Source organism: Allobosea sp. UC22_33, assembly GCF_042700715.1.
Classification (GTDB): domain Bacteria; phylum Pseudomonadota; class Alphaproteobacteria; order Rhizobiales; family Beijerinckiaceae; genus Allobosea.
Map to the genome: position 1 here is coordinate 3,164,794 of NZ_CP170556.1, position 20,941 is coordinate 3,185,734.

18 protein-coding genes, 1 other RNA gene and 1 pseudogene are annotated in these 20,941 nt (G+C 67.8%); 8 read left to right on the top strand and 12 right to left on the bottom strand.

Features of this window, described 5'->3' with window-relative positions:
- Window positions 1–96: 96 nt before the first annotated feature.
- On the bottom strand, window positions 97–1,860 hold the full coding sequence (locus ACFJGT_RS15310; RefSeq protein WP_377838830.1) for an acetolactate synthase 3 large subunit: 1,764 nt from the start codon (window positions 1,858–1,860) through the stop codon (window positions 97–99).
- 326 nt (window positions 1,861–2,186) lie between these two features.
- Between ACFJGT_RS15310 and ACFJGT_RS15315 the strand changes: the two genes are divergently transcribed.
- Window positions 2,187–3,650, top strand: coding sequence for a diguanylate cyclase (locus ACFJGT_RS15315; protein WP_377838831.1), 1,464 nt, complete (start codon window positions 2,187–2,189; stop codon window positions 3,648–3,650).
- 3 nt (window positions 3,651–3,653) lie between these two features.
- Here the strand turns inward: ACFJGT_RS15315 and miaA are convergent, their stop codons facing one another.
- On the bottom strand, window positions 3,654–4,580 hold the full coding sequence (miaA, locus tag ACFJGT_RS15320; protein WP_377838832.1) for a tRNA (adenosine(37)-N6)-dimethylallyltransferase MiaA: 927 nt from the start codon (window positions 4,578–4,580) through the stop codon (window positions 3,654–3,656).
- 12 nt (window positions 4,581–4,592) lie between these two features.
- Between miaA and serB the strand changes: the two genes are divergently transcribed.
- Window positions 4,593–5,480, top strand: coding sequence for a phosphoserine phosphatase SerB (gene serB, locus ACFJGT_RS15325; protein ID WP_377838833.1), 888 nt, complete (start codon window positions 4,593–4,595; stop codon window positions 5,478–5,480).
- Here the strand turns inward: serB and ACFJGT_RS15330 are convergent, their stop codons facing one another.
- The 8 genes and pseudogenes from ACFJGT_RS15330 to ACFJGT_RS15365 all read right to left on the bottom strand — a co-directional run bounded on the left by ACFJGT_RS15330 (window position 5,481) and on the right by ACFJGT_RS15365 (window position 11,894).
- Complete coding sequence (locus ACFJGT_RS15330) at window positions 5,481–5,822, bottom strand: DHCW motif cupin fold protein (RefSeq protein ID WP_377838834.1); 342 nt, start codon at window positions 5,820–5,822, stop codon at window positions 5,481–5,483.
- Window positions 5,823–5,962: 140 nt separating this feature from the next.
- Complete coding sequence (locus tag ACFJGT_RS15335; RefSeq protein ID WP_377838835.1) at window positions 5,963–7,480, bottom strand: DegQ family serine endoprotease; 1,518 nt, start codon at window positions 7,478–7,480, stop codon at window positions 5,963–5,965.
- Between the two features lie 160 nt (window positions 7,481–7,640).
- Window positions 7,641–7,832 carry a DUF2065 domain-containing protein gene (locus tag ACFJGT_RS15340; RefSeq protein WP_291653024.1) on the bottom strand — a complete coding sequence of 64 codons (192 nt, stop codon included), beginning with the start codon at window positions 7,830–7,832 and terminating at the stop codon, window positions 7,641–7,643.
- A gap of 18 nt (window positions 7,833–7,850) precedes the next feature.
- Window positions 7,851–8,786 (bottom strand): protease modulator HflC, encoded by a 936-nt coding sequence (gene hflC / locus ACFJGT_RS15345; protein ID WP_377838836.1) that lies wholly within the window; start codon window positions 8,784–8,786, stop codon window positions 7,851–7,853.
- Complete coding sequence (gene hflK, locus ACFJGT_RS15350) at window positions 8,783–9,946, bottom strand: FtsH protease activity modulator HflK (RefSeq protein ID WP_377838837.1); 1,164 nt, start codon at window positions 9,944–9,946, stop codon at window positions 8,783–8,785. Before hflK ends, hflC begins: the two co-directional genes overlap by 4 nt.
- A 154-nt stretch (window positions 9,947–10,100) precedes the next feature.
- The gene (locus tag ACFJGT_RS15355; RefSeq protein WP_377838838.1) at window positions 10,101–10,616 is read right to left on the bottom strand and encodes a dihydrofolate reductase; all 516 of its coding nucleotides are present in this window, start codon (window positions 10,614–10,616) and stop codon (window positions 10,101–10,103) included.
- 3 nt (window positions 10,617–10,619) lie between these two features.
- Window positions 10,620–11,102: a GNAT family N-acetyltransferase gene (locus tag ACFJGT_RS15360; protein ID WP_377838839.1), complete on the bottom strand. Its 483-nt coding sequence runs from the start codon at window positions 11,100–11,102 to the stop codon at window positions 10,620–10,622.
- A pseudogene (locus ACFJGT_RS15365) lies at window positions 11,099–11,894 on the bottom strand (thymidylate synthase). The gene ACFJGT_RS15360 and the pseudogene ACFJGT_RS15365 overlap by 4 nt, the downstream one beginning before the upstream one ends.
- A gap of 215 nt (window positions 11,895–12,109) precedes the next feature.
- On the opposite strand from ACFJGT_RS15365, the gene ACFJGT_RS15370 reads away from it, so the two are divergent.
- The 6 genes from ACFJGT_RS15370 (at window position 12,110) to ACFJGT_RS15395 (ending at window position 15,295) form a co-directional block, all read left to right on the top strand.
- A complete protein-coding gene (locus ACFJGT_RS15370; protein WP_377838840.1) occupies window positions 12,110–12,373 on the top strand; it encodes a hypothetical protein in 264 nt (87 codons plus the stop codon).
- Window positions 12,374–12,411: 38 nt separating this feature from the next.
- Window positions 12,412–12,823, top strand: a transfer-messenger RNA (tmRNA) gene (gene ssrA, locus ACFJGT_RS15375).
- A gap of 62 nt (window positions 12,824–12,885) precedes the next feature.
- Window positions 12,886–13,458, top strand: a complete 573-nt coding sequence (locus ACFJGT_RS15380; protein WP_377838841.1) for an SspB family protein — start codon at window positions 12,886–12,888, stop codon at window positions 13,456–13,458.
- A gap of 11 nt (window positions 13,459–13,469) precedes the next feature.
- Complete coding sequence (gene fumC, locus ACFJGT_RS15385) at window positions 13,470–14,864, top strand: class II fumarate hydratase (protein ID WP_377838842.1); 1,395 nt, start codon at window positions 13,470–13,472, stop codon at window positions 14,862–14,864.
- A gap of 15 nt (window positions 14,865–14,879) precedes the next feature.
- Window positions 14,880–15,074: a DUF4169 family protein gene (locus tag ACFJGT_RS15390; protein ID WP_377838843.1), complete on the top strand. Its 195-nt coding sequence runs from the start codon at window positions 14,880–14,882 to the stop codon at window positions 15,072–15,074.
- A complete protein-coding gene (locus tag ACFJGT_RS15395; protein ID WP_377838844.1) occupies window positions 15,071–15,295 on the top strand; it encodes a ribbon-helix-helix domain-containing protein in 225 nt (74 codons plus the stop codon). Before ACFJGT_RS15390 ends, ACFJGT_RS15395 begins: the two co-directional genes overlap by 4 nt.
- A 297-nt stretch (window positions 15,296–15,592) precedes the next feature.
- On the opposite strand, the gene ACFJGT_RS15400 is transcribed toward ACFJGT_RS15395, so the two are convergent.
- Both ACFJGT_RS15400 and ACFJGT_RS15405 read right to left on the bottom strand, forming a co-directional pair.
- The gene (locus tag ACFJGT_RS15400) at window positions 15,593–19,204 is read right to left on the bottom strand and encodes an AsmA family protein (RefSeq protein ID WP_377838845.1); all 3,612 of its coding nucleotides are present in this window, start codon (window positions 19,202–19,204) and stop codon (window positions 15,593–15,595) included.
- A gap of 286 nt (window positions 19,205–19,490) precedes the next feature.
- The gene (locus tag ACFJGT_RS15405) at window positions 19,491–20,930 is read right to left on the bottom strand and encodes an FAD-binding oxidoreductase (RefSeq protein ID WP_377838846.1); all 1,440 of its coding nucleotides are present in this window, start codon (window positions 20,928–20,930) and stop codon (window positions 19,491–19,493) included.
- Window positions 20,931–20,941: the final 11 nt, after the last annotated feature.

The following is a 20,941-nucleotide window of genomic DNA, read 5'->3' on the forward strand; positions in this document are numbered from 1 at the left end:
GAAGGATGATCCAGATACCTCCCCACCCGCTGAAACATCCTTCGAGACGCCGCTGCGCGGCTCCTCAGGATGAGGGCTGAGGGAGGCTGGATGGGCTCAGACGAGCTGCTTGCCCTTGGCGTCGATGATCTGCCCGGTATCGCCCTCGAAATCGGGCAGGATCATCTCGTTATGGGCCTTGCCCGACGGGATCATCGGGAAGCAGTTCTCTTCCTTGGCGACGAGGCAGTCGAAGATCACCGGTCCGGGCGTCTCGATCATCTCCATGATCGCGGCGTCGAGCTTGGCCGGGTCGGAGCAGCGGATGCCGTGGCCACCATAGGCTTCCGCGAGCTTCACGAAGTCGGGCAGCGACTGCGAATAGCTCTCGGAATAGCGCCCGCCATGCAGCAATTCCTGCCACTGGCGCACCATGCCCATGTACTCGTTGTTGAGGATGAAGATCTTCACCGGCAAGCGGTACTGCACCGCCGTAGACATCTCCTGCATGTTCATCAGGATCGAGGCCTCGCCGGCGACGTCGATGACGAGCGCCTTGGGGTGCTTCATCTGCACGCCGATCGCAGCCGGCAGGCCGTAGCCCATCGTGCCGAGGCCGCCCGAGGTCATCCAGCGGTTCGGCTCCTGGAAGTGCAGGTACTGCGCCGCCCACATCTGGTGCTGGCCGACCTCGGTCGTGATGTAGGTGTCGCGATCCTTGGTCAGCTCGTACAGGCGCTCCAGGGCGTATTGCGGCTTGATGATCGTGTCCGAGCGCTTGTAGGAGAGGCTCTTGCGCCCGCGCCAGCCCTCGATCTGCGTCCACCAGGCGGCGAGCGCGGTCTTGTCGGTCTGGGCGCCGGTCTCGCGCCAGATCCGGACCATGTCTTCGAGCACATGGGCGCAGTCGCCGACGATGCCGATATCGACCTTGACCGTCTTGTTGATCGAGGACGGGTCGATGTCGATATGGATCTTCTTCGAGCGCGGCGAGAAGCCGTCGATGCGCCCGGTGATGCGGTCGTCGAAGCGCGCGCCGATATTGATCATGACGTCGCAGTCATGCATCGCGAGGTTGGCCTCATAGGTGCCGTGCATGCCGAGCATGCCCAGCCACTGCTTGTCGGCCGCCGGGAAGGCGCCGAGTCCCATCAGGGTCGAGGTGACCGGGAAGCCGGTGAGGCGCGCCAGTTCGCGCAGCAGCGCCGAGGCATGCGGACCGGAATTGATCACGCCGCCGCCGGTATAGAAGATCGGCCGCTTGGCGCCGGCGATCAGCTCGACCGCGGCCTTGATCTTGTTCAGGTCGCCCTTGACCACCGGACGGTAGGTCTTGTGCTGGTTGTCGCGCGGCCGGGTATAGGAGCCTGAGGCGAACTGGATGTCCTTGGGGATGTCGATCACGACCGGGCCCGGACGGCCGTTGGCGGCGACGTAGAACGCCTCGTGCAGGATGCGCGGCAGGTCGTGGATGCTCTTCACCAGATAGTTGTGCTTGGTGCAGGAGCGGGTGATGCCGACCGTGTCGCATTCCTGGAAGGCATCCGAGCCGATCAGATGCGTCGGGACCTGGCCGGTGATGACGACGAGCGGGATCGAGTCGAGCAGCGCGTCGGTCAGGCCGGTGACGGCATTGGTCGCGCCGGGGCCGGAGGTGACGAGCACGCAGCCGACCTTGCCGGGGCCGGAGCGGGCATAGCCCTCGGCCGCATGCACGGCGCCCTGCTCGTGGCGGACGAGGACGTGCTTGACCTTGTCCTGCTGGAAGATGGCGTCGTAGATCGGGAGTACGGCGCCGCCCGGATACCCGAACAGGTGCTCGACACCCTGATCCTGAAGCGCGCGGACGACCATCTCGGCGCCGGTCATCATCTCGCTCATTACGCTCTCCTGCGGCTGGTCTTCTGATCTGTCTGGAACGCGGGCAATAAAAAAGGCCCTCGGAGGGGCCTGGGCGTGCGCTGGCGTCGGGGACGCCCGGTTCGAAAACCGGCCCCTACCAGCGCACCTCTACGAGAATAAGCTTGCGCATTGCGCACATGATCCTTGACGAAAGTTGCCGAACGCTAACGGAGGCTGTGCAGCCGGTCAAGCGTTAACATGGCTAAGGACCGGCCATTCGCCCGGTGCGGAAAATGCCATGCCCCAAGGGAACACTTTCTCAATCCGTCCAAGCTTAGCCTCCGCGCGCTCGAACCGGGACGGATATGTACTACGAAGTCCACACGGAGAATATCGCGGCCCGCGGACACGCGCCGGAGATCGCACCGATTTTGCGCCGTTTCGCGCTCCATCGTCGCGACGGCGAACCCGTGGGCTATGAAGACCTCGCCGCCGCGCTGCTGCCCGATTTCGGCCAGGACCTGATGATCCTGGAGCCGACGGACGACGGCGACTATCGCTGGCTGCATTTCGGACGTGAGATCATCCGCTATTCCGGCGCCAGCCGCCTCGGCCAGCGCCTGTCCGACATGCGCGAGCGCGTCGCCCGTTTCTCGATCGACAGCTTCGACCAGGCCCTGGCCGAGGATCGGCCGCTTTATACCGTCCATCGCTCGACCGAGACGGTGCGCGTCGCGCTGTGGGAGCGGCTGGTTCTGCCAACCGTGACGCGGGACGGGCGCCGCTTCATTGTCGCCTTCAGCCGGCCGCTGCAGTTCCGCGAGGATCTGCTCAATGCCGTGCTCGAAAGCTCGCCCAGCGGCATCGTCGCGCTGCGCGCCATCCGCGACGCGGCCGGCCAGATCGAGCAGGCCGTCGTCGTCACCGCCAACCGGCGCGCGGCCGAGTTGAGCGGGCGCCCCGAAACCGATCTCCTCGACACCGATGGCCGCGAGAGCCTGCCCTTCCTCTCCGACCCCTCGATCTGGCGCCGTTGCCTCTATGCCATCGACCTGCAGCGCGCCGACAGCCTGGAAACCTCTTACACGCGTGACGGGACGACGACCTGGCTCAAGGTCGCGGTCGCCCCGCTCGGCGACGGCCTCCTCCTGACGCTGACCGACATCACCGACCTGACGGTCGCCAACCAGACCCTGCAGATGCGCGCCGCCACGCTGGCGCTGGAGATCGGCCGCGAACGCGCCACCCGCCGCGCCCTCTCCGAGGAAATCGGCCTGCGCGAGGAGCGTGAAGAAGAGCTGCGACGCCTCGCCGAAACCGACCCGCTGACCGCGCTGCTGAATCGCCGCTCCTTCACCGAGAAGGCCAATGCCGCGATCGCCGCCAGCGAGGCGGAAGGCAGCGATATCGCCCTCATCATCGTCGACCTCGATCATTTCAAGCAGGTCAACGACACCTATGGCCATCCGGCCGGCGATGCGGTGATCCGCGCCTTCGCCGACCTGCTGCTCTGCCAGCTCCGCAACGAGCAGAATCTCGTCGGGCGCTTCGGCGGCGAGGAATTCGGCATTCTGTTGCAAGGCTGCGATCTGCACTCCGCCATAGCGAGGGCCCGCCAGATTCAGGACGCCTTGCTCGCCCGTTCGCTGCCGGTCTCGGAAACCCTGGCACTGAAGGTGACTGCAAGCCTCGGCATCGCCGCGCTTCATCCCGGCGAGGCGCTGGCGTCCCTGACGGCCCGCGCCGACCAGGCGCTCTATCGCGCCAAGAACGAGGGCCGCAACCGCCTCGGCATCGCCGAGCCCGCCCAGGTCGCCGAAGCGGCCTGACGCTCAGAGCTCCAGGCGTCGAGCAGCCAGTTCCAGCGCAGCCTCGGGCGCAACAGCCTCCCAGCCCGACATCTGGTGCCGGAACCACGTCACTTGCCGCTTGGCATAGGCGCGCGTATCGGCCTGGCCACGCCGGATCGCCTCCTCCAGCGTGATCGCGCCGTCGAGATGGGCGATCAGGCCGGGCACGCCATGGGCCCGCATGATCGGCAGCAGCGGATCGAGCCCGCGCTGCTTCAGGCGCGCGACCTCGTCGAGCGCCCCCTCACCCATCATCACCTCGAAACGCCGATCGATCCGCGCCTTCACCGCCTCGCGCTCGGGATGCACGAAGAGGCGCAGCGTCGGCAGATCGCCGAGCGGCCCCGGCTTGCGCTCGCCCTGGAAGCTCGCGAGCGAACGCCCCGTGGCCCGGAAGACCTCCAACGCTCGCATGATCCGCATCCGGTCGCTCGGCCGCAGTCGCTCGGCCATGGCAGGGTCGCAGGCCGCAAGCTCGGCATGGAGCGCGCCCGTCTCGCGCCCTTCGGCATGAGCCCGAAACGCGGCTCGCACGTCTTCCGGAACCGGCGGCATCGCCGAGAAACCTTCGGTGACCGCCTTGAAATAGAGCCCGGTACCGCCGACCAGGATCGGCAGCGAGCCCGCCGCGCGCAGCTCTTCAAGCAACGTCGCCACATCGGCGGCGTAGCGCATCGCCGAATAGTTCACCGCGCCGTCGACATGGCCGTAGAGGCGATGCGGCACCATTGCCTCCTCCGCCTCGCTCGGCCGGGCCGAGAGAACGCGCAGATCGGCATAGACCTGCATGGAATCGGCATTGACGACAGTGCCGCCGGTGCGGCGCGCGATCTCGATCGCCAGCGCGGACTTGCCGCTCGCGGTCGGACCTGCGATGAGCACCGCGCCGTATTGCCCTGCCGCCTTCACCCGGTTCCTCGCATGCTCGTCGCCACACTCGTATCCGCCCACGGCCAGGCGCTCCTCGACGACGCCCTGCTCGCCCGCATCGCCAGCGCCGTGCCCGGCATCACCGGCACGGCCGTGCTCGATGGCGCGGTCGCTGCCGACCTCTTCGCGGAAGCCGCCGATACGCGCAAGCTCGAAGCCGATATTCGGGCCGCTCTGGACGGCGCGCCAATCGACGTCATCGTCCAGCCGGCGGCGACCCGCCGCAAGGCGCTGTTCCTCGCCGACATGGATTCGACGATGATCGGCCAGGAATGCATCGACGAGCTCGCCGACGTCGTGGGCTTGAAGGGGCATGTCGCAGAAATCACCGAGCGCGCCATGCGCGGCGAGATCGAGTTCGAGCCGGCTTTGCGCGAGCGCGTCGCCCTGCTGAAAGGCGTGCCGCTATCCGTGGTCGGCGAGATCATCCGCGACCGCATCACGCTGACGCCGGGCGGGCGCGAACTCGTCCAGACCATGCGGGCTAATGGTGGTTACACGGCTCTCGTCTCTGGCGGCTTCACCGTCTTCACCGGGCCGATCGGAGCGACTATCGGCTTCGACGAGCATCGCTCGAACACGCTGCTCGCTGATGACGGCATCCTGAACGGCACCGTCGCAGATCCCATCCTTGGCAAGCAGGCCAAGCTCGACGCGCTCGTCGATTTGCGCGCCCGCTTCAAGCTGACGCCGGAGCAGACCATGGCCGTCGGCGACGGCGCGAACGATCTCGCCATGCTCGGCGAAGCGGGACTGGGCGCAGCCTTCCGCGCCAAGCCGGCTGTCGCAGCCGCGGCCGATGCCCGGCTCGACCATGCCGATCTCACCGCCCTGCTCTATGCCCAGGGCTATACCGGCAACGAGATCGTCCGGGGCTGATCAGTCCACGATGAAGAGCTTCGCGCCGGTCTTGGTCGCGGAGCGATGGGCCTCGGCATTATCCGCGACCTGATAGCTCATGCCGGCCTTCAGCGGCAGCACGCGCCCGTCGGCGAGCGTGGTCTCCATCTCGCCTTCGAGGCACAGGATGATGTGCCCCTTCGAGCACCAGTGGTCGGCGACATAGCCCGGCGAATACTCGACCATCCGCACCCGGATGCGGTTGTCCTCCGGGCCGAAATGCTGGACGCGCCAGGTCGCCTCGCCGCTGTCGCCGGCATGGCGCTCCACGGGGATCGTCGACCAGTCGGTGGTGACGAAGGGGATTTCGCTGATCTTCATCTTGGTCTCCGGATGCTGCCAAGCTCTAACCGTGTTTAGCCGGCCCGCGCCAGCGCACGCACCTCGCCACCGGTTGCGGACGGGACATGAAAAGGGCGGCCCACCGGGCCGCCCTTCGCTTTCCCTGGATGACGCCAGGCTCAGTTCATCGACACAGCGACGAAGCGAACTTCGCCCTGGCCGTTCGAGACGAGCAGGAGGGCGGACTTCTTGCCCTCCTTCTTCAGCGCATCGAGCCGCTTCGTCACGTCCTGCGGCGCGTTGACCGGCTCTTGGCCGACCTCGACGATCAGTTCACCGACGAGGATGCGCTTGTCGGCCGCGTTCGAGTTGGCATCGACCTTGGTGATGACCACGCCCTTGAGGCCATCCTTGATCGTGTAGCGCTTCCGGAGCTCGTCCGTCTGCGGCGAGAACTCGAGGCCGAGCGCGCTGGTGACGGCGGGCTTCGCCGGTTCGGCCGTCGGCTTGTTCGCCGCAGCCGTCTGGACCTTCTCGCCGTCCTCGAGGCGGCCGAGCTTGACCGTCTTGGTCTCTTCCTTGCCCTTGCGGATCACCAGGATCGGCACGTCCTTGCCGACCGGCGTCGCCGCGACGATGCGCGGCAGGTCGCGCGAATCCTTCACGTCCTTGCCGTCGAACTTGACGATCACGTCGCCGGTTTCGAGGCCGGCGGGCTTGGCCGGGCCCTTCTCGTCGATGCCGGCGACCAGCGCGCCGCGCGCCGTGCCGAGGCCCAGCGCCTCCGCAGTGGCGTCGTCGACGGTTTGGATGCGCACGCCGAGCCAGCCACGCCGGGTCTCGCCGAACTCCTTGAGCTGGTCGACGACATTGGTCGCCAGCGTCGAGGGCACGGCGAAGCCGATGCCGACCGAGCCGCCCGTCGGCGACAGGATCGCCGTGTTGATGCCGATGACCTCGCCGGCCATGTTGAACAGCGGGCCACCGGAGTTGCCCTTGTTGATGGCCGCGTCGGTCTGAATATAGGTGTCGTACGGGCCCTGGCTGATGTCGCGGTTGCGGGCCGAGACGATGCCCGATGACACCGAGCCGCCGAGGCCGAACGGATTGCCGATCGCCATCACGGGATCGCCGATCCGCATCTTGTCGGAATCGCCGAACTTGACCGCCGGCAGCGGCTTGTCGTGCTTCACGCGCAGCACCGCGAGGTCGACCTTGCTGTCCTTGCCGATGACCTCGGCCTTGAGGCGCAGGCCGTCGTTGAAGATCACCGTGATCTCGTTGGCGTCACCGATGACGTGGTTGTTGGTGACCACGATGCCGGAGGCGTCGACCACGAAGCCGGAGCCGGCCGATTGCGAGCGGCGCTGCTGCGGTGCCTGACGCTCGCCCTGCTGGTTGCGGCGGTTGAAGAATTCCTCGAACAGGTCGCCGAAGGGCGTGTCCGGGCCGAGCTGCGGCAATTGCGGCAGGTTGCGGCCCTTCGTGTCGTTGGTGGTGACGGCCGCGATGTTGACCACCGCGGGCATGACCTTGTCGACGAGGTCGGCAAGCGAGGTCTGCCCCTGGAGGAGCGGCGTATTGGCCTGCGCATGCCCCGGCGCCAGCACCGGCGAGGCCAGCAGCGCGAGCCCGGCGGCGCCGGCAGCGAGAGCGATGCGGACGGGCCTGGCTGCGGAAAGGGTGTTCGATGCCATAGGGGTCCTCATGTTCTGAAGGATGCGTGCCGATCGATGCAGGCAGGCGCGCCCGATGCCGCGAGGCAGGCGAGCGCGCCCGATGATTGAACTCCGAAATGCGGCGGAAGGGCGACGCACGATCATGTCATCGAACACGATCATGTGCCTGCCCCCGCATCTACCAGACGCCGCGCGCGACCCAGACCAGGATCACGCCCAGCACCGCCGAGCCGATGCCGATGAGCCGCATCCGGTCCGGCGGGGTTTCCGCCGCGCTACGGAGGGCATCCTTCGCCAGATGCGGGATCGCGGCGAAGAGAATGCCCTCGATAGCGAAGACCAGGCCGAGCGCCGCGACGAAATCAAGCATCCGCGTCGCTCGCCATGATCAGGGCCGGGCAGGCGCAGGCTGGGCAGGCGTCGCCGGAGCGCCCGCCTGACCGTCCTGACGCTGCGCGTTCGGGCCGTTGAAATACCGGAAGAACGGCGAATCCGGCGTCAGCACCATCCGCGTGTCCCCCGGCTTGATGCTGGCTTCATAGGCCTGCATCGAGCGGTAGAAGGAGAAGAACTCCGGATCCTTGCCGAAGACCTCGGCGAAGACCTTGTTGCGTTCAGCCTCGCCCGCGCCGCGAATCTCGTCGGAGTGCTGCTGCGCCTCCGCCACGATCACGGTCGAGTCCCTATCGGCCCGTGCGCGCACTTCCTGCGCCTGCTGGCCGCCGAGAGCGCGCGCTTCCGCCGCCTCGCGCTGGCGTTCCGTCTGCATGCGCTGGAACACCGCCGCGGAGTTCGCCGCCGGCAGGTCGACGCGCCGCAAGCGGACGTCGACGACCGACATGCCGAAGCGGGCGGCCTCCCGGTTCACGTCGTCGCGGATGCGGTTCATCAGGCGCGTACGGTCCGTGCGCACCATCGCCGTGAACGTGGCTTCCGCCAGCACCGAGCGGACATTGCCGTTCACGATCGAGGCAAGCTGCGAGTTGGCGCGCGGGATGTTGTTGACCGCCTGGTAGAAGCGCAGCGGATCGGAAATCCGGTAGCGCGTGAAGGCATCGACGACGAGACGCTTCTGGTCCGAGGCGATGATTTCCTGGGCCGGCAGGTCGAGATCGAGGATGCGGTTGTCGAGCAGGGTGACCTGCTCGAACGGGGCCGGGAGCTTGAAGTACAGGCCCGGCGCGGTGACGACGCTGCGGATCGCGCCGAGGCGCAGGACGAGCGCCGACTGCGTCTGCGAGACCACGAAGGTCGAGGCGTAGAGCACGACGGCGACGATGACGACGGCGAAGAAGAGGACGCCGCGCAACACGGGGGAGTTCATCGCAGAGCCCCTCCCTGCTGCTGGCCCGGAGCCGGGCGCCGTTGCTGGAGCTGGTCGAGCGGCAGGTAAGGCACGACGCCCTGCCCGGCGCCCGTCGAGTCGAGGATGATCTTGTCCGTCCCGCCCATCACGCGTTCCATCGTCTCCAGGAAGAGACGCTCGCGCGTCACGGCCGGAGCGTTCTTGTATTGCTCGTAGACCGCGTTGAAGCGGCTCGCCTGACCGCGCGCCTCGGCGACGGTCTGCTCCTTGAAGGCTTCAGCCGCCTGCGTCAGCTGCGCGGCGCGGCCGCGCGCCTCGGGCACGACGCGGTTGGCATAGGTCTGCGCCTCGTTGCGCAGGCGTTCCTGGTCGGCGCGAGCCGCCTGGACGTCGCGGAAGGCGTCGATGACCTGCTGCGGCGGGTCGACCTTCTGGAGCTGGACGAGGCTGATGCGCACGCCGGCATTGTAGCCGTTGAGCGTGTCCTGCATGAGCTGGCGCACCTCGGTCTCGATCGCGCCGCGATCGGTCGTCAGCACCGGCTGGATGTTGCGGCGGCCGATGATCTCGCGCATCGCGCTCTCGGCCACGGCCTTCACGGTGCCCGGCGGATCCTGAATGTTGAAGACGTAGTTCTCGGGCGCGGCCGGGTCGATCTGCCACTGCACGATGAAGTCGATATCGACGATGTTCTCGTCGCCGGTGAGCATCAGGCTCTCTTCGATGACGTCGGTCTGGCGCGAGGCCCTGACCGATTCGACCGTCCGGAAGCCGACCTCGGTGGTGATGACGTTCGTCACCTGCGGCTTGATCACGTTGCCGATCGGATAGGGCCAGTTCCAGTTCGGGCCTTCGCCCGTCTTGCCGGCGAAGCGGCCGAAGACGACGTTGAGGCCGACCTCGTTGGGCCGCACGAAATAGATGCCGGAGCCGAGCCAGATCAGGATCAGGAGCAGGCCTCCGAGGAGGAGCCCGCGTCCGCCAATATTGCCGCCGGGAACGAGGTTCTTCAGCCGGTCCTGGCCGCGCCGCAGCATTTCCTCGAGATCGGGCGGGTTGCCATTGCCCCCGCCGCCGCCGGAACCGCCGCCCCAAGGACCGCCGCCGCCATTACCTCCGCGCTGACCCCAGGGACCTCCCCCGCCGCTGCCACCGCCGCTCTGATTGCTCCAAGGCATTCTCGAGCCGTTCCCTTTCGTTCTGTCGAGGCCAAGCCATAAGCAAATGACGGCCGCTTGTCAGCGCCTTCGGGCGAAGGCGCTGGGCTGACTTGGTCATGGGCCATGGATTCGTCAACGGCGCAAGCCATTCATCGTGAACGGAAAGCGGCGATCAGCCGCGCCGGCGATGCGTGACGAAGGTATAGGGGTACTCGTTCTCGGCGTCGGCGGGATGGTGATCGTTGGCACCGGCCTCGAAGGCATCGCGCTCCCAATCGGGGAAGAGCGCATCGCCGGACGGCCTGGCATGCACGATGGTCAGTTCCAGCCGGTCCGCCAGCGGCAGGGCCTGGCGATAGATATCGGCGCCGCCGGCGACCACGACGGAATCCGTCCCGCTGGCCGCAGCGAGCCGCTGCCCGATCTCCAGCCCCTCGTCGAGCGAATGGGCGACCCTTACGCCCTCGGCCGTGAAGCCGGCATCGCGGGTCAGCACGACGATTTCGCGCCCCGGCAGGGGCTTACCGATCGACAGGAAGGTCTTGCGTCCCATCAGCACCGGGCGTCCCAGCGTCAGGCTGCGAAAGTGCTTCATGTCGGCCTTGAGCCGCCAGATCAGCCGGTTGTCATCGCCGATCACGCCATTCTCGGCGACGGCTGCGACCAGAACGACCGGACGCTTTTCCATCGCTCAGACCTCCGCGCCCAGTCGCGCGAGCGCCTCGCCCTCCAGCCGCTTCACGGTCCATTCGTCCTGCGCCGTGGCGCCGAGAGCCCGATAGAAAACGCGCGAGGGCTCGTTCCAGTTCAGCACCCACCAGGCAAGGCGCGGCAGCTTCTCCGCGACACAGCGCCGCGCCAGCCCGGCGATCAGCGCCTTGCCGATGCCGCGCCCGCGCTGGTCCGGCCGCACGAACAGGTCCTCCAGCCAGATGCCGTGCCGGCCCGAGAAGGTCGAATAGGTGTAGAACCAGACCGCGAAGCCGACCGGCTCGCCGTCCCACTCGGCGATGTCGCAGAACGCCCTTGGATTCCCGCCGAACAGAGCTTCCGCGATATCCGCCTCGGTCGCGACGACCTCGTGCAGCAGCTTTTCGTATTCGGCGAGCTCGCGGATGAAGCCGAGCACGAGCCCGGCCTCGCCGGGACGGGCGGAGCGGATGGTGAGGGTCATACTGCGATCGGAGCCTTGATGCCGGGATGCGGGTCGTAATCGGTGATCATGACGTCGGCGAACTGGAAATCCTCCAGCCGCGTCACCGCCGGGTTGAGCGAGAGCTTCGGCAGCGCGCGTGGCTCGCGCGACAGCTGCAGCCGGGTTTGGTCGAGGTGATTCACGTAGAGATGCGTGTCGCCGAAGGAATGCACGAACTCGCCGACGTCAAGCCCCGTCACCTGCGCCACCATATGGGTCAGCAGCGCATAGCTCGCGACGTTGAAGGGCACGCCGAGGAAGACGTCGGCCGAGCGCTGGTAGAGCTGGCAGGACAGTTTCCCGTTCGCGACGAAGAACTGGAACAGGCAATGGCAGGGCGCCAGCGCCATCTTCGGGATATCGGCCGGATTCCAGGCCGAGACGATCAGCCGGCGCGAATCCGGGTTGCGGCGGATCTCGTTGACCAGCCAGGCGATCTGGTCGATCACCTGCCCGTCCGGCGCTGCCCAGGACCGCCATTGCCGGCCATAGACCGGGCCGAGATCGCCGTTGGCATCGGCCCATTCGTCCCAGATCGTGACGCCGTTCTCCTGGAGATAGCGCACATTGGTGTCGCCGCGCAGGAACCAGATCAGCTCATGGATGATCGACTTCAGGTGCAGCTTCTTGGTCGTGACCAGCGGAAACCCCTCCGACAGGTCGAAGCGCATCTGATGGCCGAAGACGGCGAGCGTGCCCGTCCCCCGTGCGGTCGTCCTTGCGGACGCCCTCGGTCAGGACGCGTTGGAGCAGGTCGTGATACTGGCGCATGGCGACTCTCTGGAAGGCGCTCGACTATAGCGGTTCGAAGCCCGCTTGGCCCCGCCGCGCTGGCAGGCATCCCCAGCGTTTGCGGCAGGCCCTGCCAATCCATGGCGGGAGCCTTTCCGCCTCACGCAAACGCGACAATGCGTGAGCCTCGTCCGTCCGCAAACCCGCCCCAATCGACGCCGCTCATCGCGCGCTTGATTCGTGGGATAGTCGATATGCGGACCCTGAACCTGCCGCGCAGCCTGCTGGCGGCGCTTGCTCTCAACGCCCTGATCGCCCTGTCGGCGCATGGCGAGGAGACATTCGCCGACATGACGATCTCGGAGCGCCAGGCCCGCGACATCGCCTGGAGCGCCGGCCTCGTCCATGTCGAGGAGATCGTGCGCCTGGACGATCGCTGGGAGGTCGCCGGCCGCACCGCCGAGGATGACGAGATGAGCCTCGATATCGACATCAGAAATGGACGCATTCTCGATTGAGGCGCGGATGTCGCAGTCTTTGTCGAAAACGCATGAGAACCCTTTCCCAACGCCACAGGCTTCCCTATATTCGCAGGTGCCGCTCGCAAGAACGGCTATGGCGATAAACGGATCTCGAAATAAGCCTTTCGGACCCGGGGGCAGTACCCGGCGCCTCCACCACAGCCCTGCGGCGCGAGCACAGGGACAAATCCTGCGGCGCGAGCAGCAGGAACTTGCAACTGAGCGGTTGCAGGGCTGCGGCGGGGGCGAAACAGGATCGACGAGGGTGTAAAGGTTATCCCTTTGCTCGGCATGGTTCCGCCGTTATCGGGCCAAAGCATAGTTGCCAACGACAACAATGCTCGGGTTGCTGTCGCCGCGTAAGCGGTGCTGGTTCCCAAACCAAAGCCCTTGCGTTTAGCCGCGTAAGGCGGGGCTCGGAGGCGCCTGGCAACAGAAGCCTCCACTTCTTTTCCTGACGGCCTGCCGGCTGTTCCCGCCGGAACGCAACAAGCGGAAACCACGACTCGATGTCCAAGGATGTTCTTCGTTACGATCTCATGGTGCAGGACGCGCTGAAGGGCGTCGTCCGCAAGATCCTGACGGAGGCCGCGCGCGACGGACTGCCGGGCGAGCACCATTTCTATGTGACCTTCCGCACCCAGGCGCCGGGCGTGCGCCTGTCGCAGCGGCTGCGCGAGAAGCACCCCGACGAGATGACGATCGTCCTGCAGCATCAGTTCTGGGACCTGAACGTCAGCGAGCACTCCTTCGAGGTCGGCCTGTCCTTCTCCGGCGTGCCGGAGCGGCTGCTGGTGCCCTTCGACGCGATTTCGACCTTCTTCGACCCTTCCGTCCAGTTCGGCCTGAAATTCGAGGCGCAGGACCAGGCGGAGGAGACCGCACCGCAGGAGGCCGAGCCCGCCGAGGCCGCGCCCGCGCCGGTCAAGATCGTGCCGGCCGCACTTCCGGCGGCCAAGGGCAAGGCGCCTGCCGCCGAGCCCGCCGCCGCATCGGCGAAGGCCGAACCGGCCACTGAGGGCGACGATAGCCGCGGCAGCGCCGAGGTGGTCAGCCTCGATTCCTTCCGCAAGAAGCCCTGACGACGGACGCCATGACGCAGACGCGCACCGAAACCGATTCCTTCGGCCCGATCGCGGTGCCTGCGGATCGATACTGGGGCGCGCAGACGCAGCGCTCCCTCGAGAATTTCAAGATCGGCGGCGAGAGCGAGCGCATGCCGCTGCCGCTGGTCCATGCGCTGGTGCTGGTCAAGAAGGCCGCCGCCCATGTCAACGCGAAGCTCGGCCTGCTCGACCAGCGCGTCGCCGGCGCCATCGCCCATGCGGCGGACGAGGCGCTCGCCGGCAAGTTCGACGGGCATTTTCCGCTGGTGATCTGGCAGACCGGATCGGGCACCCAGTCGAACATGAACGCCAACGAGGTCCTGGCGAACCGCGCCAATGAACTGCTCGGCGCAGGGCTCGGCGCCAAGAGCCCGGTCCACCCCAACGACCATGTCAACCGCGGCCAGTCCTCGAACGACGCCTTCCCGACCGCGATGCATATCGCGGCGGTGCTGGAAATCACGCGCCGCCTGCTGCCGGCCCTGCGCAGTCTCGAAAAGGCGCTGAACGCCAAGGCCGAGGCCTTCAAGCACCTCGTCAAGATCGGCCGCACCCATCTGCAGGACGCGACCCCGGTCACGCTCGGCCAGGAATTTTCGGGCTATGCGATGCAGCTCCATCTCGGCATCGGCCGGATCGAGGCGGCGCTCGGTGGGCTCTATGCGCTGGCGCAGGGCGGCACCGCCGTCGGCACCGGCCTCAACACCCATCCCGACTTCGCCGCCTTCTTCGCCAAGGAGATCGCGACGCTGACCGGCCTGCCCTTCCGCAGCGCCGACAACAAGTTCGAGGCGCTGGCGAGCCACGGCGCGCTCGCCGCCGCCCATGGCGCACTGGCCGCGCTCGCCTCCGATCTGTTCAAGATCGCCAACGATATCCGCCTGATGGGCTCCGGCCCCCGCTCGGGTCTGGGTGAGATCAGCCTGCCGGAGAACGAACCGGGCTCCTCGATCATGCCGGGCAAGGTCAATCCGACCCAGGCCGAGGCGCTGACCATGGTCGCGACCCAGGTCCACGGCAATCAGGCGACGATCGGCTTTGCCGCGAGCCAGGGCCATTTCGAGCTCAACGTCTTCAAGCCGGTGATCGCCGCTGCCTTCCTGCAGTCCGTGCGACTGCTGGCCGACGCGGCCGAGAGCTTCCGCGTCAATTGCGTCGAGGGCATCGAGGCCAACGAAGGCCAGCTCAAGGAGTTGCTCTCGCGCTCGCTGATGCTGGTGACGGCGCTGGCGCCTGCGATCGGCTACGACAAGGCCGCCAGCATCGCCAAGGCCGCCCATCACAACGGCACGACGCTCCGCGAGGAAGCGTTGAAGGCCGGCGTCGACGCCGAGCTCTTCGACGCCACGGTCAAGCCCGAGCTGATGCTCGGCCCCCACTGACGCGTGGCGGGTCCGGTGGCCGAGATCATCAACCTCCGCCAGGTCCGCAAGCAGAAGGCGCGCGCGGAGGCTGAAAAGACGGCCGAGCAGAACCGCATCTCCTTCGGCCGCACCAAGGCCGAGCGCAAGCTGACCGAGGCCGAGCGCGACAAGGCCGCCCGCCATATCGACGGGCACAAGCGCGACCGCGACGAGCCGGAGCCGGCATGAAGCCCGAGCGCAAGCGCTCGCTCAGCATCGCCGGCCACCGCACCAGCATCTCGCTGGAAGCCCCCTTCTGGGAAGCGCTGAAGGAGATCGCGGCAAGCGAGGAGCGCCCGATCGCCGCCCTCGTCGCCGAGGTCGATTCCGGACGAGGGGAGCTGAACCTCTCCTCCGCTTTACGGCTGCATGCGCTCGCGCATTATCGGAAGTTGGTTGGCGGCTCGTAGGCGGTGCGGTCAACGGCCGGCCAGCTCCCGGTCAAAACCACCTTTGTCATTCCGGGGCTTCGCATGGCGAAGAACCCGGAACCCACGACTGGGTGAGCCGTCTGCAACGAGGAATGAGATGTCCCACCCAGTCGTCGGGTTCCGGGTTCGCACCTGCGGTGCGCCCCGGAATGACGAGGGTTCCGCATGTCAGACCAGCATGATCGACGACCGCCACATCACCAATCCAAAAATCAGCATATTCAAATACTTGCGAGAAAATTCGGAATCAAATCGCGAAGTGCTTGAATCAAGCTTTCAACGCAACGGCGCGCTGCGCGGCTGCGTTCCGGGCTGGACCTGCGATGGTGCAACACCACCGGTAGGCGACTGGACTGCGCCTTCCGGCGAACTGCTGAGCGGCGCTCCCGGCAAAACGAGAGGACCGGGCTGCACGGGCGGCTGCTGCGGCGCGGGTTGTGCTGCAGCCCGTTCGGCAGCAGCAGCCGCCCGCTCGGCCGCGGCGCGGGCCCGTTCCTCGGCCTCCGCCTTCCGGCGCGCTTCCAGCTCCGCCCGCGCTTGCTCGGCGCGCCTCAACTCCTCGGCACGCTTCTCCTCGGCTTGACGGCGCTGCTCTTCGACACGACGCGCCTCTTCCTGGCGCTTCTCCTCGGCGATGCGGGCCTCTTCCTGCGCCTTCAGGAACTCACCCAGCTTCCGCTCGTTCTCGCGCATCTCGCGCTCGGCCCGCAGGCGCCTCGAATACATCGCCCGCTCGCGCGCATCCGCCTCGAAGGCCTCGACGCGCTCGATCTCACGCGCCAGAGCCCGCGCCGCCACCGTGTTCGACAACGCGCTGACATCGCTCTCGCGCCGAAGGTTCGACAAGGGCCCGCGCCAGGCGATGCCGATCTGCGGGGCGTCGCCCGGCCAGCCCTTCGGCAGGGCACCAAGCGGCCTCAGGCCAAGCCTGAGATCGGCGGTCAGCGCGCGCAAATCGAGGATGCCCGTCGCCTCGGCACGCAGTCCATTGCGTTCGAAGGCGAAGGGCTGGAGCCGGACCAATCCGCCGGCCAGCGTGAAGGGCAGCGAGACGTCACCGAGCGCCCAGGCATCCTTGTCGAGCGCCTCGCTGAGACGGTCCCGCAGGCGCGACGCATCGCTTTCTGATGCATCCTCGCCTGTGCCGGCGATGATCCGCGCATAGGCATTGGGATCGAACCGCGCGAGGCGCGTGCCGGTCAGAGCAAGGCTGCCCGCGCCGCTCAGGCCGGCGACCAGCCGCGCCGGCGTCTCGCCCGAACCGCCGAACTCGACCTGTCCCGAGGCCTTGCCGCCCACCGCGCCCTTGGTGAATTCGCCGAGATCGACCGCCATCAGGCTGAGCCGCCCATTAAGCTGGGCGAGCCCGCCGTCGCGCCGCAGGCCGAGCCGCCCCGCGACCTGCCCGCCGCCATAGCTGCCGCGGATGTCGTCGATCCGGAGCCCGTCCTGATCCGAGCGCAGGGCGAAGCTCGCGTTGCGGATCGTCCCGCCATCGAAGGCGAAGAGAGTCCCGGTCTCGACCGCGATATCGAAGTCGGGGAAGCCCGCCACGCGCCCGAAGCGCCCCGTCGACCAGAGCGCGTTCGGCGTCGCCGCCACCTGCCCAAGCGCGGCGCCGATCAGCGGGCGCAGATCGGCAGCCGGCACCGCAATACGGCCGGAGGCGCGCCCTTCGCGCGGCAGCAGCAGCGCGCCAGTCACCGCCATGCCGCCGAGATTGGCGGTGATCTCGTCGAGCCGGATCGCCTCCTCGGAGAGGGCGAGCCGCGCGGACGCATCGATCACGCCATCAGGCAGCAGGCGCGCCGGCCCTTCCGCGAGAACCTGCCCCGGCCCGTCCGCTTGCAATGTCAGTCGCGGGCCCTGCTCGCCATCCTCGACGACAACAGAAAGCCCCTGCCCCGCGAGCGAGCCGGTCGCCTTGCCACCATCCAGTTCGAGAGCGAAACGTCCCGCCCCGCCCTGCTGCGGCAATGGCAGACCCAAGGCCGCAAAAGCTTGCCTCCGGTCGTTGAGCTCGAAGCCGAGCGCAGCCCTGCTCCAGTTGCCTGCCTTGTCGAGCCGGCCGTCGAGCTTGAGCCTGCCGGCCGCAGCCGTGCCTTCCGCCGACAGGCTGGTCTCACCGGAAGCCGCCCGCGTCAGGCGGAAGCCCGCATCGAGCCGCGCCAGCCCCTCGCCGACACGCTGAAGCGCCTGGATTGCCGTTTCCGGCAGCAGCGGCCCGGCCAGCGCGGTGAGCGTCTCGAAACGCGGCGCCCGGACCCGCCCGGAAATCTCGCCGCCCTCCGCCAGCAGCGCGCCTGCGCCGGTGACGACAACGCCGCCGAAGCCGTCGACCGACAACCGGCTCAGCCGCCAGACATCGCCTTCGCGCCTGAGGTCGAGATTGGCAGAACCCGGCGGGGCATTGCGGAACCGGACATTGGTGAGCGCAAGCTCCAGCGCCACGTCGCGCTGCCGGAGCAGGCCGGAGAGGCTGTTGCCGGGCGGCAGAGTATCGAGCGAGAGCCCGTTCACGGCCGCCTTCGCGGCGATCCGGTTCGGCGCGATCTCGCCGGAGGCATCGAGGCGCAGGCCCGACGAACCCGCGACCAGCAGGCGCTGGAACCGGCCGCCGGTGCCCGTCCAGGCCCCGACGATATCGGCATCGATCCGCCCAAGCCTAGCGATGAAATCGGCCAGCGCCGGGTCGAGCCCGGCCCGCGACAACACCAGCCCGACGCGCCGCGCATCGTCGGCCTTGACGTTGAGCCGGCCCGAAGCGCCCTCCGCATTGAGATTGCCGCTTGCGCCCAGCAGGGCACCGGCCACCCGCACGGACGCCGAGGCCTCGCTCAAGCCGCCATCGTGCAGATGCCCGCGCAAGGCGAGGGTCGAAAAATCCTCGCCGCGCCAGATCAACTGGTCGAGATCGAGGCTGACGTCGAAGGCACCCGGCAGCCCCTGCAAGGCGCGCTCGAAACCCTGCCGTTCGGCCAGCGCCGTCGCCAGCGCGTCGGCATCGAGCCGGCGCGCGCGCAATGCCAGCGAGCCCTTGCCCGTGCCGGGGAGGTACTGCCCCTCGCCTTCCAGCCGCGCCGCGCCGCCCGCGACGTCCAGAGCAAGCCCGGACAGGTCGAGCTGGCGGCTGCCGCCCTTGACCCGGCCGGCGAGCGCGACCGCCCCGCCCGGCGAAAGATTGAAGGCGCCATCCAGTTCCGCTCCGACGCCCTCGCCCCCCTTCGGAAAGAGCAGCGCTCCGTCGAAGCCGAGCTGCAGGTCCTCGCCGGTGAGATAGGCCTTGGTCCGCAGCCGCCCGTCGGCCTCGATCTCGCCGGTGGTGACGCGCAGCGACGCGCCCGCGACCTCGCCCTCGAAGCGCCAGGGGCCGGCGAGACTCACCGCCGACATCTCGGCCGCGATCGGCGACAGCACGACGGCGGGCTTCCCGGCCTCGCGCCAGATCAGGGTCGACCGGCTTATCGTCAGGCGGTCGAGGCTCGCCCCGGCCGGGATGCCCGTGCCGCGGCGCTCGGGCAGGCGAATGATGCCCGCCTCATCCAGCGAGAGGGAAACGGCAGCGCCATCCAGCCGGGCTTCGGAGAAGCGGAACTCCCCGCGCGCCAAAGCCGCCAGTGCCAGCTCCACGGTCGCATGCTCGGCCCTGGCGGAACTCGCCGAGCCGTCGCCCGGCCCGATCCGGACATCCTCCAGCGCGATGCGCGGAGACGGCAGCAAACGCAGGCCGATCCCGCCGCCGATCTGCGTCTCGACGCCCAGCGCCTCGCTCAACCGGGTCTCGATCTGCGGCCGATAGCTACGCCAGTCGACGAAGCCGGGGCCGATCAGGGCCGCCAGCAGCGCCAGGACCAGCAGCCCCGCCAGAACTGTCAGACTCTCACGCAAATTCCGCTGCCTGCCCCTGTCGCTCGTGGAATGGTGTCGCTTTCCGGCCCGCCCCGACCTTGCGACCGGACCATGCCATCATCCCGGGCTTGCCCCGGAATCCATCCTAGAGCGATACGCCCTTCGATGGATTCCGGATCGGCGCCGCCAAAGGCGGCTTGTCCGGAACGACAGGTCCGTTTCATCGCAAGGGCGGCCAGAGCCGCAATGTCCCATCCTGCCCGCAAGTCGCGGCGAGATCACGACATTTCGGCGAACCCCGCAGGTAGCGCAAGCCGCAACGGCGTCACAGGGCGACGATTTTTCCGGGATTGAGGATGTTGCGCGGGTCGAGCGCCCGCTTCAGCGTGCGCATCACCGCGAGCGCCTCGGCCCCGTGCTCCTGCTCCAGATATTTCATCTTCTTCTGGCCGACGCCGTGCTCGCCGGTGCAGGTGCCGCCCATCGCGAGCGCCCGCTTCACCAGCCGGTCGATGAAGGCCTGCGCCCGCTCGACCTCCGCCGTATCCGCCAGGTTGACCAGCGGCTGCGTGTGGAAATTGCCGTCGCCGACATGCCCGGCGATCGGCGCGATCAGGCCGGAGGCTTCGATATCGCGCTTGGTCTCCTCGACGCATTCGGCCAGCCGCGAGATCGGCACGCAGACATCGGTCGCGACCGAGTCGAAGCCGGGGCGCAGGGCCTTGGCCGCCCAATAGGCGTCATGGCGCGCCTGCCAGAGCTTCGAGCGGTCCTCGGCCTTGGTCGCCCATTCGAACGGCCCGCCGCCGAACTCGGCCGCGATCTCGCCGAAGCGCTCGGACTGCTCCTTCACGCCGGCTTCCGTGCCGTGGAACTCGACGAAGAGCATCGTCGTCTCCGGCAGGCCGAGCTTGGCATGCAGGTTGACGCCGCGGATCATCACGTCGTCGAGCAATTCGATGCGCGCGACCGGCAGGCCGGACTGGATCGTGATGATGGTCGCGTCGCAGGCCGCCTTCACCGAGGGGAACGGACAGACGCCGGCGGAAACCGCTTCTGGAATGCCGTGCAGCTTCAGCGTCACTTCGGTGATGATGCCGAGCGTGCCTTCCGAGCCGACGAGCAGGCGGGTGAGATCGTAGCCGGCCGAGGTCTTGCGGGCCCGCGTCGAGGTCTTGACGATGGAGCCGTCGGCCATCACCGCGGTCAGCGCCAGGACATTGTCCTTCATCGTCCCATAGCGGACGGCATTGGTGCCGGAAGCACGCGTCGCCGCCATGCCGCCGAGCGAGGCATCCGCGCCGGGATCGATCGGGAACATCAGGCCCTGGTCGCGCAGGTGCTCGTTAAGCTCCTTGCGGGTGACGCCGGCCTCGACGACGACGTCGAGATCCTCGGCATGGACCGCGATGATCCGCTTCATCTGCGACATGTCGATGCAGACGCCGCCGAAGACGGCGTTGACATGGCCTTCGAGCGAAGTGCCTGTGCCGAAAGCGATAACCGGAACGCCATGAGCGGCGCAGAGCTTGACGATCCCGGAGACCTCTTCGGTGCTCTGCGGGAACACCACCGCATCCGGCGGCTGGTTCGGGATCCAGGTCAGTGTATGGCCGTGCTGCTGGCGCACGGCGAGGCTGGTGACCAGCCGGTTGCCGAAGCTCGCCGCCAGCGCCTGCGTCACCGCCGTGATCACCTCCGGCGAGGGCGGCAGCACTGCGGCCGGGACAGGGCTGTCATGAGGAGCGGCGGCGGGCAGGCTCATTGTCAACATCC